Source organism: Pseudomonas sp. P4_C8, from assembly GCF_056401975.1.
The window spans coordinates 1-16,877 of sequence record NZ_JBFUIH010000076.1; the positions used below are offsets into that span (position 1 = coordinate 1).

The 16,877-nt window shown below is 54.7% G+C and carries 9 protein-coding genes and 4 pseudogenes; 9 read left to right on the forward strand and 4 right to left on the reverse strand.

Annotated elements, in window-relative coordinates; translation table 11 throughout:
- Positions 1–182 (forward strand): annotated as a pseudogene (locus tag AC1DWM_RS28935) (hypothetical protein); the annotation flags it as partial.
- Positions 183–265: 83 nt separating this feature from the next.
- A complete protein-coding gene (locus tag AC1DWM_RS28940) occupies positions 266–472 on the forward strand; it encodes a co-regulatory protein PtrA N-terminal domain-containing protein (RefSeq protein WP_223513318.1) in 207 nt (68 codons plus the stop codon).
- Positions 473–1,284: 812 nt separating this feature from the next.
- On the opposite strand, the gene AC1DWM_RS28945 is transcribed toward AC1DWM_RS28940, so the two are convergent.
- Together AC1DWM_RS28945 and AC1DWM_RS28950 are read right to left on the reverse strand one after the other, a co-directional pair.
- Positions 1,285–1,752: a response regulator gene (locus AC1DWM_RS28945; protein ID WP_477796762.1), complete on the reverse strand. Its 468-nt coding sequence runs from the start codon at positions 1,750–1,752 to the stop codon at positions 1,285–1,287.
- Between the two features lie 360 nt (positions 1,753–2,112).
- On the reverse strand, positions 2,113–2,754 hold the full coding sequence (locus AC1DWM_RS28950) for a response regulator (protein ID WP_223513311.1): 642 nt from the start codon (positions 2,752–2,754) through the stop codon (positions 2,113–2,115).
- A 401-nt stretch (positions 2,755–3,155) separates the two neighbouring features.
- On the opposite strand from AC1DWM_RS28950, the gene AC1DWM_RS28955 reads away from it, so the two are divergent.
- The 5 genes and pseudogenes from AC1DWM_RS28955 to AC1DWM_RS28975 form a co-directional block, all read left to right on the forward strand.
- On the forward strand, positions 3,156–7,904 hold the full coding sequence (locus AC1DWM_RS28955) for a response regulator (protein ID WP_477796763.1): 4,749 nt from the start codon (positions 3,156–3,158) through the stop codon (positions 7,902–7,904).
- Positions 7,905–8,014: 110 nt separating this feature from the next.
- Entirely contained in the window at positions 8,015–9,154 is a 1,140-nt protein-coding gene (locus AC1DWM_RS28960; protein WP_477796764.1) for an ATP-binding response regulator, read from the forward strand.
- A 21-nt stretch (positions 9,155–9,175) separates the two neighbouring features.
- A pseudogene (locus tag AC1DWM_RS28965) lies at positions 9,176–9,400 on the forward strand (Mut7-C RNAse domain-containing protein); the annotation flags it as partial.
- A 269-nt stretch (positions 9,401–9,669) separates the two neighbouring features.
- Positions 9,670–9,894, forward strand: a pseudogene (locus AC1DWM_RS28970) (IS5/IS1182 family transposase); the annotation flags it as partial.
- A gap of 491 nt (positions 9,895–10,385) precedes the next feature.
- Positions 10,386–11,243 (forward strand): annotated as a pseudogene (locus AC1DWM_RS28975) (IS4 family transposase); the annotation flags it as partial.
- Positions 11,244–11,656: 413 nt separating this feature from the next.
- Here AC1DWM_RS28975 and AC1DWM_RS28980 read toward each other — a convergent pair.
- Positions 11,657–11,992 carry a hypothetical protein gene (locus tag AC1DWM_RS28980; RefSeq protein ID WP_477796765.1) on the reverse strand — a complete coding sequence of 112 codons (336 nt, stop codon included), beginning with the start codon at positions 11,990–11,992 and terminating at the stop codon, positions 11,657–11,659.
- 376 nt (positions 11,993–12,368) lie between these two features.
- Positions 12,369–13,526, reverse strand: a complete 1,158-nt coding sequence (locus AC1DWM_RS28985) for a hypothetical protein (protein WP_477796766.1) — start codon at positions 13,524–13,526, stop codon at positions 12,369–12,371.
- A 549-nt stretch (positions 13,527–14,075) separates the two neighbouring features.
- Here AC1DWM_RS28985 and AC1DWM_RS28990 point away from each other — a divergent pair.
- Both AC1DWM_RS28990 and AC1DWM_RS28995 read left to right on the forward strand, forming a co-directional pair.
- Positions 14,076–15,275: an alpha/beta hydrolase gene (locus tag AC1DWM_RS28990; RefSeq protein ID WP_477796767.1), complete on the forward strand. Its 1,200-nt coding sequence runs from the start codon at positions 14,076–14,078 to the stop codon at positions 15,273–15,275.
- A 726-nt stretch (positions 15,276–16,001) separates the two neighbouring features.
- Positions 16,002–16,361 carry a hypothetical protein gene (locus AC1DWM_RS28995; protein WP_477796768.1) on the forward strand — a complete coding sequence of 120 codons (360 nt, stop codon included), beginning with the start codon at positions 16,002–16,004 and terminating at the stop codon, positions 16,359–16,361.
- Positions 16,362–16,877 lie beyond the last annotated feature (516 nt).

Sequence of the window (16,877 nt, forward strand, 5' to 3'; positions counted from 1 at the left end):
TTGGTCGTCCGCTGGCCTGGAAGTACTCGCTGGTGGAGTTGCTGGCAGCCTATCCGGTTCTCATCGTCGGCGGTTTCGGGATGATGGTACTGCTCACTGCCTGGGCAAAAGACAGAGACACCGAAGCGCGTATGGAGCAAGGCACCAGGACAGTAGGAAACGCCGCCTTGGCAGGATGGTGAAGCCAGGTTGAACGAGGAAATTCAGCTTTAGCCAATAAATCCCGCTGTTAGCAGTTCACAAAATTTCACTTGAGGATATCCCAATGAAATCCATGAAAGCCCTTTTCGTAGTCGCCACTCTGACCGCCTCTTCTCTGGCGATGGCCACAGGTGGTGGTGACAAGACGTTCAATCGCATGGAGTCGGCCCGGAAAGTCTCGATGGAAGCCTACCAGGTTGCACAGAAACAGAAGGCTGAAGCCGCTGTAGCTGAAAGCAAGGCCAAGGCGACCGATCACGCCAACAGCTGATCGGTGTAGCCTGTCCCCCGGCTGACAGAAATGAGCAGCCTCAAGCCTCGCTAGCAGCACCCAAGGTGCTGCTAGCGCCGGTTTAACCGTGATCCCGCCTGCACTAAATCCAGTGTGTTGAATCCGCCTCGAGCACCAGATCCTTTCGCTCATCCCAATCAATATTGCCGCGCGCCTGAAACTCGTCCGCTAACCTCAGAAGCAGGTCGTATTGTTCCCCGGCAGCCATTTCTGACTGCGCTAGCCGCCCTTCATCACGCGCAGACACGCTTCGAAGTTCGCTGCTGCGGCTGTTCAAATGCTGAGTTGAGCGCCTGACCGGCGGAGTATCCCTGCCGGCCGACGATAGTGAAATATCAATTACCCGCAGTCATCATGGCGATAGGCATCTATCGCTTCCCCTTCATACTGACTACGGAAAGATAAGCACCCCARAKAACACYACAYAGGGCAAGTATTAGCTCCGGATTGAAAATGTTCTGATCGACCGGCGCCACCAGGATTTCGCTATAAAGGCACAAGGCGCCCGCGATCAACGCTAAAAAGTAGTTGGTTCGGGTTCTAGTCCGACGCAGCAACAGAACCTTTTTCAGACCCTCGTCTTTCCATTCTTTTAGGGGCATGCATTGGATCTCCTCCAGCAGCACCACACCCCACAGCAACGCGCACAACCAATAACCTATACCTATCATCATGACGTCCTCCAGTTAGAACATTGATTCAAAACTGATTCAACATGAATGCAGCGCGCACTCCGCGCTCAACTTACGTATATCGATTCCAGAGTCTTTTCTGACCCGTGCAATTTGCTCTCACGCATATCCTGAAGCAGGCGAGAAGGTTCGAGCAGTTGGTAACAGGGACTTGGCCAAACGCTCCAACATGCGGCGCATGGCGGCAAGTTCATGGATCTTGTCGTAGGAGGCGTAGGCTCCTGCTTTTGTGAAGTACTTCCAATGTGTCGGATCAGCGCAATTGCTGGCCACTATGACTTTTGTCAGCGGATACTCAGCGGCGACCACACGCAATACTTCCATGCCATTACCGTCGCTGAGGTTGACGTCCAGCAAGACGACATCGGGTGGATCACGCCGGATGGCGGCGATAGCGGTCGATGCGCGGTGGAACGCCCCAGCAAGTGACAGGCCCGCGATCCGCGGCGACACCGTGCGCCACAGCGCTCGCACGACGTTCAAATCCTCAACGACAAACAGGCGCAGAGGGCCTGAATTTCTGGCTGGCATCAGTGCGGTCACTGGTTCTGTGTGGGTGACCTGCATGATTTGACCTCTCTTTTTTGACATGGCGGTACAAGACGCTGACGAAGACAACTCCATTCAGCGGACGAAATCTTGCAGAGCGGTAAATATGCTTGAGTGGAACGGATCCCACTATCGACGTTAGCAGGAGTTCTTTGTGGAGATATCGGCCTAGAGTTTGTAGTGATTCCACTACAAGCAGCTGGATCGGGTGACGCTTCGGTGAAGCCGGGCATGTACTGCGCATCATTCCTGCACAGTTGGTTAAACCGCAGCTGAAGTTCAATCAGGACGATTCGATGATGCCGAGGCACTTGCCGCAGAGAGTGGCGGATGCCTGGAACGCTTGAGTGGCTCGGCTGTGTCGGATGGCCGGGCGTTCTAAGTTAACAGGCCGTTTTCGAGTGCATAGCGGGCCAGTTTCGCGTTGCTGTCCATCCCTGTTTTTTCCAGGATGCGTGCCCGGTACGTCGTGACGGTACTCGGGCTTAAGTGCAATATCTCAGCGATGCGGACAATTCTCTCGCCTGAAGCGAGGAGCTTTAGTACTTCAAGTTCCCGATCGGATAGCGCTTCGTGGGGTGCCTCATCGCCTCTGCCGATAGCGTTGACCAGTTTTTCTGCCAGCTCGGGACTGACGTGCTTGCCACCTGAGGCCACCTTGCGAACTGCCGTAACCAGGGTGGCTGCGGAAATATCTTTGGTGAGGTATCCCGCAGCGCCGAGCTTGATTGCACGTAACGCATAGGCCTCGACCGAATGCATGCTCAACATCAGAACGGCGAGCTTGGGCTTCTCCGCACGCATAAGCTTGAGGAGTTGGAGGCCGGTCTTATCGGGCAGCTGAATATCTACCAGTGCCACGTCGAAATCTTGCTCCCGGACCAGGAGCATTGCGTCTTGTGCCGTCTCTGCTTCACCCGTAACGTCGATCTCGTTGGCAGTCTCCAGCATGCGTCGCACGCCGTTACGCACGATGCTGTGATCATCCACCAGCAAGACTCTGATTTTGTGGTCAGTCATCTGTATTTTCCATTCGCACCCGCAAGGCCCTGGCCGTATCGTGTCTCGATGTACAGATGATGTTGAACCCGCCGGCACAGTGGCGCGCGCTCATGCATTCCCACACTAACCCTGCGGCCAGTGGCCGGCAAGGCATGCAGTCTGCTGCAGCAGCAGTTTGACGTTAGCAGGCAGGTAGCACACTTGCACTTTTGCCTCAGGCGTTAGCGGCGCCTAAGCTCTTAGGGTTATCTGCACRCCCATGGGTAATGCCTTGCCCGTGGCATCAATTTTGACTCGACAGAGGCATGGCCACAGTGACGACACCGATCGAAGTTTTCGACATGAAGACGTTGCTGGCAGCGCTGAAGTCGTTGCGCAGAGGTGACTTCACCACGCGTATGCCGGAAGACTGGACCGGCATGCCGGGCAAGATCGCCGACACGCTCAACGAGATCATCGACATGGCAGCCGACACCACCACCGAATTCGAACGCGTGGCGCGACTGATCGGCAAGCAGGGCAAGGTCGATGAGCGTATCGAATTGCCGATGATGAAAGGCTCATGGCAAAAGATCGTCAACTCGAGCAATGCGCTCACCAGCGACCTCATCAGCCCGATGAACGAGATCATTCGCGTTGTCGGTTCGGTTGCCGAGGGTAATCTGAGCCAGCAGGTACCGCCGGTACTCGACGGCCTGAAACTGCGGGGCCAGTTCCTCAAATCCGCCGAGATCGTGAACACCATGGTGACGCGACTGGGCTCCTTCGCTTCCGAGGTGACCCGAGTGGCGCGCGAAGTCGGCACTGAAGGGATTCTCGGTGGGCAGGCCAATGTCAAAGGGGTGTCCGGTACCTGGAAAGACCTGACCGACTCCGTCAACGACATGGCCGCCAATCTGACCACCCAGATGCGCAACATCGCTTACGTGACGACCGCGGTGGCCAAAGGCGATCTGGGCAAGACGATTACCGTCGAAGCCAAGGGTGAGATTCTCGAGCTGAAAAACACCATCAACACGATGGTCGGCCAGCTCTCGAGCTTCGCTGCGGAGGTGACCCGCGTGGCGCTGGAAGTCGGTACCGAAGGCAAGTTGGGCGGTCAGGCGGAAGTTCGCGACGTATCAGGCACCTGGCGCGACCTGACCGAATCGGTCAACGGCATGGCGGCCAACCTGACCACCCAGGTGCGCAACCTCGCACAGGTGACGACGGCGGTGGCGCGCGGCGACCTCGGCAAGAAAATCACGGTTGAAGCCAAGGGCGAGATTCTCGAACTGAAAAACACTATCAACACGATGGTCGACCAGCTCTCCAGCTTCGCCGCGGAGGTGACACGCGTCGCGCTGGAAGTCGGTACCGAAGGCAAACTGGGCGGACAGGCCGAAGTGACCGGTGTATCCGGTACCTGGAAGGACTTGACCAATTCGGTCAACGGCATGGCGGCCAACCTGACCACCCAGGTGCGCAACATTGCTGACGTGACGACGGCGGTGGCCAACGGCGACCTGTCGCGCAAGATCACCGCCGAAGCGAAAGGTGAAATTCTCCAACTCAAGGAAACCATCAACACGATGGTGGACCAGCTCTCGACCTTTGCCGACGAAGTGACGCGCATGGCACGCGAAGTGGGGACTGACGGCAAGCTCGGTGGCCAGGCCAAGGTGGCTGGCGTCGGTGGAACCTGGAAAGATTTGACCGACTCGGTCAACAGCATGGCGGCCAACCTGACCAATCAGGTCCGCAACATCGCCGACGTGACGACGGCGGTGGCCAAAGGCGACCTGGGGCGCAAGATTACCGTGGAAGCCAAGGGCGAAATCATGGAGCTGAAGAACACCATCAACACCATGGTGGACCAGCTCAATAGCTTTGCCGCCGAAGTGACGCGGGTGGCGCGCGAAGTCGGCACCGAAGGAAAGCTTGGGGGACAGGCACAGGTGCAAGGCGTGTCCGGCACCTGGAGGGATTTGACCGAAAACGTGAACTTCATGGCGGCCAACCTGACCAGCCAGGTGCGTGGCATCGCGAAAGTGGTGACCGCGGTAGCCAACGGCGACATGAAGAAGAAACTGACACTGGAAGCCAAGGGCGAGATCGCCGAGCTGGCCGACACCATCAACGGTATGACCGATACGCTGGCGCTGTTCTCCGATCAGGTGACCTCGGTGGCGCGTGAAGTGGGCGTCGAGGGCAAGCTGGGCGGCCAGGCCAACGTGCCGGGTGCTGCCGGCACCTGGCGCGATCTGACCGATAACGTGAACGGTCTGGCCGCCAACCTGACCAATCAGGTGCGCGCAATTGCCGACGTGGCGACTGCCGTGACCAAGGGCGATCTGACTCGTTACGTGGAGGTGGAAGCAAAGGGTGAAGTGGCGGAATTGAAGGACAACGTCAACGAGATGATCCGCAACCTGAGGGAAACCACGCGGCAAAACGCGGAACAGGATTGGCTCAAGACCAATCTCGCGAAATTTACCCGCCTGCTGCAGGGCCAGCGCGATTTGGCGGCAGTCTCCAAGATGGTGCTGTCAGAACTGGCTCCGCTGATCAACGCCCAGCACGGTGTGTTCTACATGATGAACGAGAACCCGCCCTACCCTCCGAAACTCAAACTGCTGTCGGCTTATGCGTACAAGGGAAACATCAATGTGAACGATGAGTGGCGGCTCGGCGAGGGCCTGGTCGGGCAATGCGCTTACGAGAAGCAGCGCATCCTGCTGACCGATGTACCCGCAAATTACGTCGCGATTTCATCGGGACTGGGTGCGGCCGCCCCGCTGAATATCATCGTGTTGCCGATCCTGTTCGAGAACAAGGTCAAGGCCRTCGTCGAAATGGCTTCGTTCACGCGCTACAGCATCATTCATCAAACCTTCCTTGATCAGCTTGCTGAATCGATTGGTATCGTGCTCAACACAATCGAAGCCAATATGCGTACAGAAGAACTGCTCAAGCAGTCGCAATCGCTGGCGCAGGAGCTGCAAAGGCAACAAGAAGAATTGAGACAGACCAACGAGGAACTGGAGGACAAGGCTGGACTGCTGGCCGAGCAGAAAACCGAAGTCGAGCGCAAGAACCGCGAAGTCGAAATCACCAAGCTGTCGCTGGAGGAGAAAGCGGAGCAGCTGATGCTGACCTCGAAGTACAAGTCCGAATTCCTCTCCAGTATGTCCCATGAGCTCAGAACGCCATTGAACAGCTTGCTGATCCTGGCCCAGCAACTCAGCGACAACGCGGAACACAATCTCACTCCCAGGCAGGTCCAATATGCCAAGACCATCCGTAGCGCGGGCAAAGACCTGCTGGAGCTGATCGACGAGATTCTCTATCTGTCCAAGATCGAGTCGGGGACGGTCACACTGGATCTGAATGAAGCGCTGTTCGCCGATCTGCACGACCAGATCGAACGCACCTTCCGGCCGGTCGCCGAAAGCCGGGGCCTCACCTTCACGATTGAACTGGCGCCTACCCTGCCCCCCGTCATCTGGACCGACGAAAAGCGCCTGTTGCAGGTGGTCAAGAACCTGCTGTCCAATGCCTTCAAGTTCACCGAGCAAGGCAGCGTCAATATCAGCATCGCGCCCGCTGTGTCCGGGTGGAGCGTGGATCACAGCGAACTGAATCGCGCCGATGCGGTGGTTGCCTTCGTGGTTACCGACACCGGCATTGGCGTATCTGCCGGCAAGCAGAAGCTCATCTTCGAGGCGTTCCAGCAAGCAGATACCGGAACCTCACGAAAATACGGCGGCACCGGCCTCGGCCTGTCGATCAGCCGCGAGCTCGCACACCGGCTGGGCGGTGAGCTGCGGCTGATCCCCGGTGAGATCGGCAAGGGCAGTACTTTCGCGCTGTACGTGCCCTTGCGTACACAGGATGCCCAGCGTCAGACGCTAGACGAATCAGCGACAGAGACAGTACCTGGCCAAGTCAAGCGCGACCTGATGTCAGACCCGTCTGCACAGATACTGGACGACCGCGAGTCTGTCCAACCCGGGGACCAAGTGCTGCTGATGCTCGAAGGCGATGCCCGATTCGCCAGCATTCTGCTCGAGGCCGCGCACCAGAAGGGGTTCAGGGCTATCGTCACGACCCGTGGCGCGGATGCACTGGAGCTTGTCGAGCGCTTCAAACCCGCCGCGATCACGCTAGACCCGAGCCTGACGGACATCGATGGCTGGTTGCTACTCGAACAGTTGAAGCGAAATTTCGCCACGCGTCACATCCCGGTCCAGATCATCTCGATCGCCGACGACCGCACACGCGGGCTGCGCTATGGCGCTTTCGACTATCTGCTCAAGCCGGTCACAGCCGACGAGATTCAAAATGCGCTGGTCGGCATCGTGGCATTCGCACGGCGCAAGACCAGGAGTCTGCTGCTCTTCGACGGCGACGAAGGGAGCCGCGCCCGCATCCTCGATCTACTCGGCAACACCGACGTGAAGATCACGACGACCGATAGCGGCGCTGAAGCCTTGAAGAAACTGGCAAAGAAACGCTACGACTGCATGGCAATCAATCTCAAACTGCCCGACGCATCCGGCATCAGGTTTCTCGAGGCGTTGCAGGAAGACCGCGCAATGCGTGAATTGCCGATCGTCGTCTATGGTGCAGATACACTGACCAAGCCGGAACACGAGCTTTTCAGAACACTGCTCGGCAAGGGCGTCATCAAGGCAGTTCAATCCCCCGAGCGCATACTCGACGAAACCGCGCTGTTTCTACACCGCGTCGTAGCCAGGCTGCCGCAGACCCAGCGCAGGATGCTGGAAAAACTCTATGAGGGTTCGGACAGTCTCGAGGGTAAAAAGGCCCTGGTGGTCGACGATGACGTGCGCAATATTTTTGCCCTGACCAGCGTGCTTGAGTGCAACAAAATGCTGGTGGCCACGGCCGAAAACGGCCGAACCGCCATAGAACTGCTGCAGCAGCAGCCCGATACCGACATCGTCCTGATGGACATCATGATGCCCGAGATGGATGGCTTTGAAACCATGCGCCAGATCCGTACATTCAAAAGATTTGAAACCCTGCCCATGATTGCGCTGACGGCCAAGGCGATGATGGGTGACCGTGAAAAGTGCCTCGAAGCAGGAGCATCGGACTATGTCAGCAAGCCGGTGGATACCGACCAGCTGCTGTCACTGATGCGCAAATGGCTCTATCGATGACTCTGTACCGCGCTCATTGCGCGACAGCAAAGGTGGCAATGTGCGCAAGGCCGGCTCGATTTTACCGGTGCTGGCGTTACGGCCAGAGGCGCTAGCGCAATCCGAGTGGCATGAATATGCAGCAGGAACCCCCGGTATTCAAAGACAGAGCCCAGGTGCGGCAACCGCTCCCGCCTGATGGCGTGCCAGCATCAGTGTTGCTGGTGGATGACAATCCCGCCAAGCTTACGGCGCTTGCCGCGGTGATTGCCGACATGAGCCTCGATATTGCCACGGCGACTTCCGGGCGCGAGGCGCTGCGCCTGCTATTGCAGCGCGACTTCGCAGTCATTCTGCTCGACGTGAAAATGCCGGTGATGGACGGTTTTGAAACCGCGGCACTCATTCACGGCCGCCCGAAGTCGGCCCACACGCCCATTATCTTCGTAACAGCTGAGGCCGATACGGATTCCGAGCGTTTCCGCGGTTATACGTCCGGCGCAGTGGATTACATCTTCTCGCCGATTGTGGCCGAGGTTCTTCGCGCCAAGATCCGGGTGTTTGTCGACCTGTTCTACCTGCAGCGCAAACTGACGATACAGGCCGAAGAATTGCTGCAATCGAAGCTGCTGCTGCGTGAACTGGCCTCCTATCAGGAGCACATCAAGGAAGAAGAGCGAAAGCGGATCGCACGCGACATCCATGACGAACTGGGACAGAGTCTGCTGGCGTTGCGAATCGATGTCTCCATGTTGCAGGCGCGCACCAGTACCATGCACCCCAAGCTCAACGAAAAGGCCAGCGATGCTCTGAATCACCTCGATACAGCCATCCGCAGTGTCCGCAGTATCATCAATGATCTTCGACCACCCGTACTCGATCTGGGATTGCAGGCAGCGATCGAGTGGCAACTTGAAGAGTTCCGGCAGCGCAGCGCGATCGATTGCACGATGTCGGCGAAAGACGAAAATTTCCGTTGCGATTTGAATGAAAAGTCCGCCACGACTTTGTTCCGCATCGTGCAGGAATCGCTGTCGAATATTGCCCGGCACGCGCAAGCGACACAGGTGCATATCGAACTCTCCAGGGAGGGTCGCCAGCTTTACCTGCAGATCAAAGACAATGGCGTAGGCATGACGGATCGCAAAAAATTGAAATCGTTCGGGTTGGTGGGAATGAAGGAACGCATCAGCATGCTGGGCGGGGAATTCACGATCGACAGCGCACCGGATAAAGGAACGAGATTAACGATATCGTTGCCACTCGACTGACCCGGATGGCACTGAAAGGCTATGGCCCGTACCCGTCGGGCGGGCCAACCAGACTGCGATTACGACAATGGCTTCGAGGTTGGCGAGATCGCCAGGATCGCTGCACAGCAAGGACGCATTGTGCTAACCCGCGACCGCGAACTGCTCAAGCGGCGGATCATCAGCCACGGCTGTTACGTGCATGCCCTGAAACCGTCGCTGCAGCTGCGCGAATTGAATGAGCGCCTCGACCTGGCGCGCAGCGCGTCGATTTCTACCCGTCGCGACAGGCAGAAATCGGCCAGAAGCGGACGGTGGTGAGCCGAATTTGGGCCAGACTACCAGAAAGCTCCTGGGTCAATCATTGTTGACCTGGAGTTCCTGCAGAAGAAACCCAAGTGAATCCGGGGCTGAGCGATGACTTTTTTCCGAGCGTTGTTCATCCCATGGCATAGCGTCATCGGTGCAGAAATCTCCAACACACTCCATGCTCAGTTCACCATCTAGAAGTCCAAGCGGAATCCAGAAGTAAGGCGTTGGGCAAAGCACCGGAGATGATGCGAGTCCGAAAACGGACGGTTGAGCATCCCTTCGGGACGCTCAAACAATGGATGGGTGCGACGCACTTCCTGACGCGAAAGCTGGCCGGGGTGAGCTCGGAGATGAGCTCGGAGATGAGCTTGAATGAGCTCGCCTACAACTTGAAACGGGTCATGAAAATCATCGGTGCCAACGATTTAATGAAGGCGCTGTCGGCATAAAAAAGGCTGGTTTTGGCCCATCCCAGAGGCTGTAAAAACAGCGTTACGTGTTCCAGGTCGCGACTGATGCGACTCGAAGCATTGACCGTGCGATCGCTCAACCAACGAACGTCAATGACCCAAGACGATCAGGTTATGAGCGTTTTTACACACTCTGGGCCGCTTTTTGCCTGTCGCGAAAGACAGAAATCGGCCATAAAACAGTCATTCCGTTGTGTCTACGAAACAGGGGCGATTCAGTTCGACAACGTCTGAAAGCCCCCAGATCTTCTACCCGTGATACCGGCCTCATCAGTGTAACCGTCCGGGCATCCCGTCTGGACTGGCCCCGCCAAGCTAAGAGATGGTGTCCACCTATTCAAGTGGACAAATTTCGGAAACCATAGACAACAAAAAGCCCGCTCTAAGCGTAATGCTGTTCACTTAAGCATTTGAGTCCAAGCCGGGCTTATCCGAAAATCCGATGCCAGACCTCTGGTATCGGATTTTTTATGTCTGTTCAACAGGACCTGCTCGACCTTGGCGACCTTTTCTACTTCTGCGACCTGAGCACCTTTACCCAAAACATCCCCATAAAGTGGGTAGCGTCTGCGCTGGCTCTATCCAGTCAGGCCACTATTCGCCGACGTCGCCTACCCGCTGATCAAGTGCTTTGGCTGGTGCTCGGGATGGCGCTGTTTCGTGACGAGCCGGTCCACGAGGTGGCGAGACGATTGAACATTTGTGCCCAAGGCCTGGTCTCCGACCACCTGTTGGCCCGCAGCGGTGTAACCGAAGCTCGAAAGCGGCTCGGCGCCGATCCCGTTGAGTGGTTGTTCCGCAAGACCGGCACCCAATGGGGCGCGGAGCGCAATGACGGTGATGCCTGGCACGATCTTCAGGTATTCGCGGTGGACGGCGCGCTCTTGCGCACCCCGGATACGGCCGAGCTTCGCGATCACTTCGGGTCGGGAAACACCTCGACCGACCGCCAGACGCCGTTTCCCATGATGCGCCTGGTGGCGTTGATGAATGTGCGTTCGCATTTGATCCTGGATGCGCAATTGAGCCCATACCGACGTAGTGAAATGCACTTGACCGACGAGTTTTTGCAGCAGATCCCCGACCACTCGGTGACGCTGTTCGACAAAGGGTTCTGGGGCGCTGAAATGCTGTCGGGCCTGAGCAAAGCCGGGACCAACCGTCATTGGTTGATCCCGACAAAAAAGGGACTGGTCTGCGAGGAAGTGACTCGTTACGGCCAGCACGACCGTTTGGTGCGCATGAAAGTCTCGCCGCAGGCCAGAAAGCGAAACCCGACTCTTCCAACGCACTGGGAGGCTCGCGAAGTCAGCTATGAAATTCAGGGCAAGCTAAAACCGGCACGCCCTTACGAGCGGGGGATTTTAAGTCAATTAGATATCTTCATATAATTCAACAGCTTACACGATTTTTTTGCCTGAATTCTTTCCGAGGCACGCGGCCACAAGCCTTATACCCAGTGGTTTGAGATTTTTTTGCGGCATCTTTTCGGGGTCGTGCCGAGATATGGTAAAAATTAGGACATACGTTCTGTAACACGATGAATTACAAGGTGATTTTTAGGTTCTTACTTTCTGGTCATCCACTGTCTGGCTAGAAGTCTACTTCAGCGCCAAGGCCAGGCCGGGGTCCATGGCGCACTATAATTTAGTGTAGGGGGACCGTCGGAGGTGGCGCTATGCGTATCTTCAAGCAGCTCTTGCTCTTGCTCTTGGTCGCGGGTCTTCTGGCAAGCAGCCTCTCACTGGAGGCAATCAGCGGTGGCGGCCTCGGTCAAAATCCTCACCCGGCCGTTCTGGTCAGTGGGCAGCCACAGCAATGCGGGCAATTCCACCATTTCCACAGGAGCCCGTTTCATATGGAAAACCGGCATTTCGTGCCAATGAACAACCGGCATTTCGTACCAATGGATAACCGGCATTTCGTGCCAATCGATAACCGGCACTTCATACCGATCCACCGGATGAACAGCTTCGAGGTGATCAGAGGGCCCGGGGTCAGCGATCAGCCTTTCGGTTCCAGGCACGTTCACTTTGTGCGCCACTTCGATCCGCGGACGGGGCAGTTTCTGAGTCAACCGACAACATCCGGGAGGCAATGAACCAGCTTGGTCATACCTCCGTAGTGATGACTGAGCAATACATCCGCAACCGCAAAGGGAAGAAGGTGACGTCTACAAAATAGGAATTGCGGCAATAAAAAACAAAGGGCTTACGTGAGGTGTATCACGTAAGCCCTTGATATTCATGGTGCCCGAAGCCGGAATCGAACCGGCACGCCCTTACGAGCGGGGGATTTTAAGTCCATATTCATTTTCTTTAAAATCAATTACTTAGGATTTAAATCGCTACACAAGTTAGAGCTAGCACTCTCTTCTGAGACTCTTGTCCGTCAACCCTCTCACGTTGATTGCGGAGCAAAAAATCCGATTTCTTTCTGTTGAGCTTTAGTCATCATGAGATGCCTGAAAGCACGATACGCAGCTGTAGAAACACAAACCAAGCAAAGGCCAAGGCACTGCCGGTGAACAGCATCATCAGCACCAAACGCCGGAGTGGTCGCATGTTGTCTTGCCAGAAGGCAATGATCTCTGCGAATGCCAACGCACTGCGGTCATCCTTGAAGAGATAGACCAAACCTTCAGCTTCTGAGGTCATGTTCACTTGATTGTGATTAGGCAAATTGTACGCAATGCTGACCGGAGATCTGAACCATTCGATTACAAAGTCTCCTACCTTCGCTTCATCTTCCACTTCAACGTCATAGGACCTCAGGTGGCTGAGCATCAATCTACGCATCAGCGGTCTATTGCCCTCGAATGCATAGCTTGGACCGAATGCCTCCAGTGAGGTCCCGGCTTGGTCTCGCCGCCAGATCCTAGCCCCCGTGACTTGGCTGTACTCGTAGAGTGCTTGCTCGATATGGGCACAGGCATAGACACTGAAACCGGCAAACGCAGGCACTCCGTAGCCACTCATGATGGCTAAGACGTTTTCGTCCTGAGAAGATTTCATATCGAGCAATTCTGTATCAGGCCACCACTTGCGTACGCTCCACCAGCGACGGAACTCATCCTCAACCAACGCTTGCAACCATCGCCTGCCAGCTATGCCAAGGTAGCGTGGTTTTTGGCTCAGCGACTGTTTGAGCAGAGTTGGGCAACACAGTTCGAACCAGATCACCGCGACAATGTAAAACAGCCCCGCAACCAACAGCCAGTTAAAGGGTTCTGTACCGCTCACCTGCCCTCGTAGGGTTGGTGCTGCCTGGAAGAGCGCGCTAACTAGACCTGCCACCGCCGCAAATTTGAGACCCGTTGACGATTTTAGGTGCGACCAGAAGGACCAGCTGGTTCGCTGTCTCAGCCTGTGGTAGCGCATATCCTGTCGAGTACTCCTTCGATTCTCCGCCGATGCCTTATACATTTCCTGAGCGGGTAACTCATTGAAGAACCAGGCGAACGGGTTGCGCTCGACGAACTTCTCTCGACGCATCCGTCGACGGTACTTCCGAGCGTTTTTTTGCACTAATTCAAATATGTGCGGAGATCCCTCGTAGCTGGTTTTCGTGTCAGACCCTTGGGCAGGCTCGTCGGGCACCTTAGTGGACATAAAAAAATCCTTCTTTTCGGGTCATTTGGCCGAAGATGATGACAGTGTTCATTAAGGTCGTCCAAACGAAGAAGCGATCGCACTGAGGGGGACGTGCACCATCGAAACCAGCTGTCGGCTTCCCGCGTAACAGCCGTTCAGTCTGCTCGATGATGGATTGGAACAACTATCCATAATGGCCTTTAAGACAAAGGCTTACAGCAGCCTTCTACTTCGCGCGTACCAGTTTTGTACCACCAAGCTCTCTCAACCGAGCATTTACATCAGGCAGATAACGGTCAAAAGCGGACGATGCATATGTATTTCTTGGAAGGAACGCTTCACTGTAAGACATGTAAGATGCTCCTCCCAGTGAGCTGTAACCCTACGACCAACGCCGAGGCGTGAGTTTCGTGCCGGAGTTCCACCGGATAAGGTCACGACAAAGCTGATTTGGATGCGGCGTTACGCCCTAGTCCATCGTTATCGAGCAATTTGTCATCGGAGCGCAGGAGATTACTGCGGCTATGGCAATCCCCAAACAACATCATAGATAACGGAGCGACTAAAATGGACCTAGAATTCGACGAGAGCGGCCTACTGAAACCGGGAACCTTCACGGTAAAGCTTGACAATTTTCTCTCGACTTTCTGCAAAAATGATGCACCTGCTGACGCAAACAGAATACCTCGCAGTCATTTCCATAAACCCTTCCAGGACATTCACGAATGGGCAGAGGCGATGGGGGCGACGTCCTTAGTAATCGGTGGGTCATTCGTTTCTCATAAGCCACACCCAAATGATATCGATATTTTAATATTTTTTGCCAAGTCCGAACTGATACCAAAATCGTCCGAAGTGCATGATATCAATGGGGTTAGGCTAGACATCCAAATGCTTGCCGAAGATCAGCCCGATATACAGTCTGCATTTCTAGAGCTTCTTTCTGTTACCCGGAGTGGCATAACACATGGTCTCGTACAAATTAAATTGCATTTTAATGCAATGATCCATGAGACACCGGATGAAAGATCTAAAGATTTTGAAGTAGTTAAGGCAGCGTACCTTGGGCGGCATATCCAACTACAAGCGGCAAAAGGCGTAGTTATTCCGATTCACGGCATACGCACCCACGCAGATTGGATGCCACACCTAAGCCTCCTAGCAAGCGCCTCGGGATGGGCTGTTGCCCCGTATATTTATGGTTATAAGGGCGTGACTTTACTCCGGAATGAAAGTGAAAAGCGCGCAATCATTGAAGGCTTTCGAGAGTGGATTTCGACAGTTAAAGAAAATTTCGACGGGCCTATATCAATTATCGCCCATTCATTTGGGTCATATATTATTGGTCGATACCTGATAGAAGCTAACGATATCTCCGTCGATTTCGACGCGATCATCCTCTGTGGCTCCATCTTAAACAAAGATTACGACTGGGGATCCTATCTTGCCGCTGCTAAGGTCGGGAAGGTTCTTAACGTGATTTCGGAAAAAGATGAGTGGGTGAAATTCCTTCCTGAAGGAGGGGTAAAATTAATCGCAGAGGATAAATTACTTGGCAAGGCTGGGTGCGAGGGGTTTAATTGTCAGGATGAACGGATGACGCAAATAAAAAGCGCGTTATTAACGCATAATAATGTGATTAAAACCGACATCATCAACGGTCAGTGGCTTCCCTTCTTGAAGTTGGCACATGGCAGCCAACGTCGCTCTATGTATGACAAAATCCGTCGAGAGCACGCCTCCTTAGCGAACCAACCTTCCAAGTAATGAGTCCTAAGAGTCTCCATGAGGGCGGGAACCTGCATGATCGGCGAATTGTAGGTTCGAAAAGAAACAGGGTGAACGCCCACCTGAAATCCGCATTCCCCCCCTCAAATTGAATCACCTCGTTACCAGTTTCCCAAGCTGATAACGAGGGTTCGATTCCCTTCACCCGCTCCACTATTTTCAAGGCTTCCAGCGGTACAGAAGCCTGACTGCTCAAGACTGGTGACAGTTTTGGTGACAGTTTCTCTGTTCGTGCGATTGAGCATGAAGCTCACGCAGGCACACAGAGCCCGCAGTTTTCGGGAAAGATCTCGGAAACCAGTAATTTTGGTATGACCCACCCCTCTCCTATGTCGAAGCCTCGATTTCATTGGCTTTCGAAGACGTGGAGCAAAGTAATTTTTAAGTAATGTATGAGTAAGGTAATTACCTATTAGAAAGGTAATTCCTTCTTTCATAGACCCCTTATAAATCAAGCGCTTAAGCTAGCATTACCTTTCTTCTTACTCCAAATCACCTTTCGAAGTAATCCAGCAAAGCCAATGAAAACGGAGCGCTCCTAGATCCCCGGCGCCTGGCGTTACGCTCTTACCTTTTTCCGACTGTTCTCCCGAAAGCCGACCACAAGTCCTCCCGCCCCTCCATATTTACGTCCGCAGAAGAGCTACGCTTTGCTCATTGTCCAGTCCATTCGGACTGCCCATCTCAGCATTTTTGGAGCAACACATGACGAGTTCTTGGCTCATTACGTGGGAATGGATCGGCGACCATGCTGCCGTGGACGAGAAGGTCGTGTCACTCGTCAACTACCGCAAGGCAGCACCGTTCATAAAGGATTTAATGGAGCAGCTATATATAGAAAAAAACGCGACACTTTCTGAGAAGCTTCGCTACGCAAAGGATCTGAAGGTAAATCCTTACCCTGCACGATACGGCGGAAAGGATGGAGCAGAATGGGAGGGGGAAATCCATTGCGGTGATAACCCGTGGCTGTATGGCCGATTGGTCAACAACGTTCGATTGGAAATGAAAAATGGCGAAGAAACACTGGAATGGGACGAACGAACTCCTAAGACATCGCCTTGACATACACCAGAAAACTAAAACGGCGCACTGATATCGTTCTCCTTTTCACGAAGCCCAATTTCTGAGTATGTGAATTGCGCCCTAACAATGAGAACGCCCCATCGCCGCAGGGATTTGCAGACTTTTCACCCGGCCTGATCACCACGGCAGTGCCCAGCGTTAGCCGCGTCCTGTCTGGTGCAGGTATGCAGAAAAACTTACCTATTTAGCCCGCAGGCGAGGTGGGGGGATGACGGCGCGCGTCAATCAGAGGCCTTGATGCAAACCTCATCGGCGCACAGTGATATCAGTAGGCCCTTGACGCAGGCGCGCGCCCCGACTTTTTTGAGTTGGTCCATTCGTGTTTGCGGCGGTTCAAAACACAGCGTATGCAGCGGAGCGACCCCACGCCGTAAACTGGAAAAACAAATAGAAGCTAATCGTGAGCCGCAAAGAGCCACTTAGCTTGATTTAAATTAGTTAACGCTAGAGACTAGGCTCTGTTCCCGCCCGTTAGAAAATGGGCCTAATACACCC

Excerpts from the sequence above, each read along its gene's own strand:
- AC1DWM_RS28940 (WP_223513318.1), top strand. The coding sequence starts at position 266 with ATGAAATCCATGAAAGCCCTTTTCGTAGTCGCCACTCTGACCGCCTCT.
- AC1DWM_RS28945 (WP_477796762.1), bottom strand. The coding sequence starts at position 1,752 with ATGCAGGTCACCCACACAGAACCAGTGACCGCACTGATGCCAGCCAGA.
- AC1DWM_RS28950 (WP_223513311.1), bottom strand. The coding sequence starts at position 2,754 with ATGACTGACCACAAAATCAGAGTCTTGCTGGTGGATGATCACAGCATC.
- AC1DWM_RS28960 (WP_477796764.1), top strand. The coding sequence starts at position 8,015 with ATGAATATGCAGCAGGAACCCCCGGTATTCAAAGACAGAGCCCAGGTG.
- AC1DWM_RS28985 (WP_477796766.1), bottom strand. The coding sequence starts at position 13,526 with ATGTCCACTAAGGTGCCCGACGAGCCTGCCCAAGGGTCTGACACGAAA.
- AC1DWM_RS28990 (WP_477796767.1), top strand. The coding sequence starts at position 14,076 with ATGGACCTAGAATTCGACGAGAGCGGCCTACTGAAACCGGGAACCTTC.
- AC1DWM_RS28995 (WP_477796768.1), top strand. The coding sequence starts at position 16,002 with ATGACGAGTTCTTGGCTCATTACGTGGGAATGGATCGGCGACCATGCT.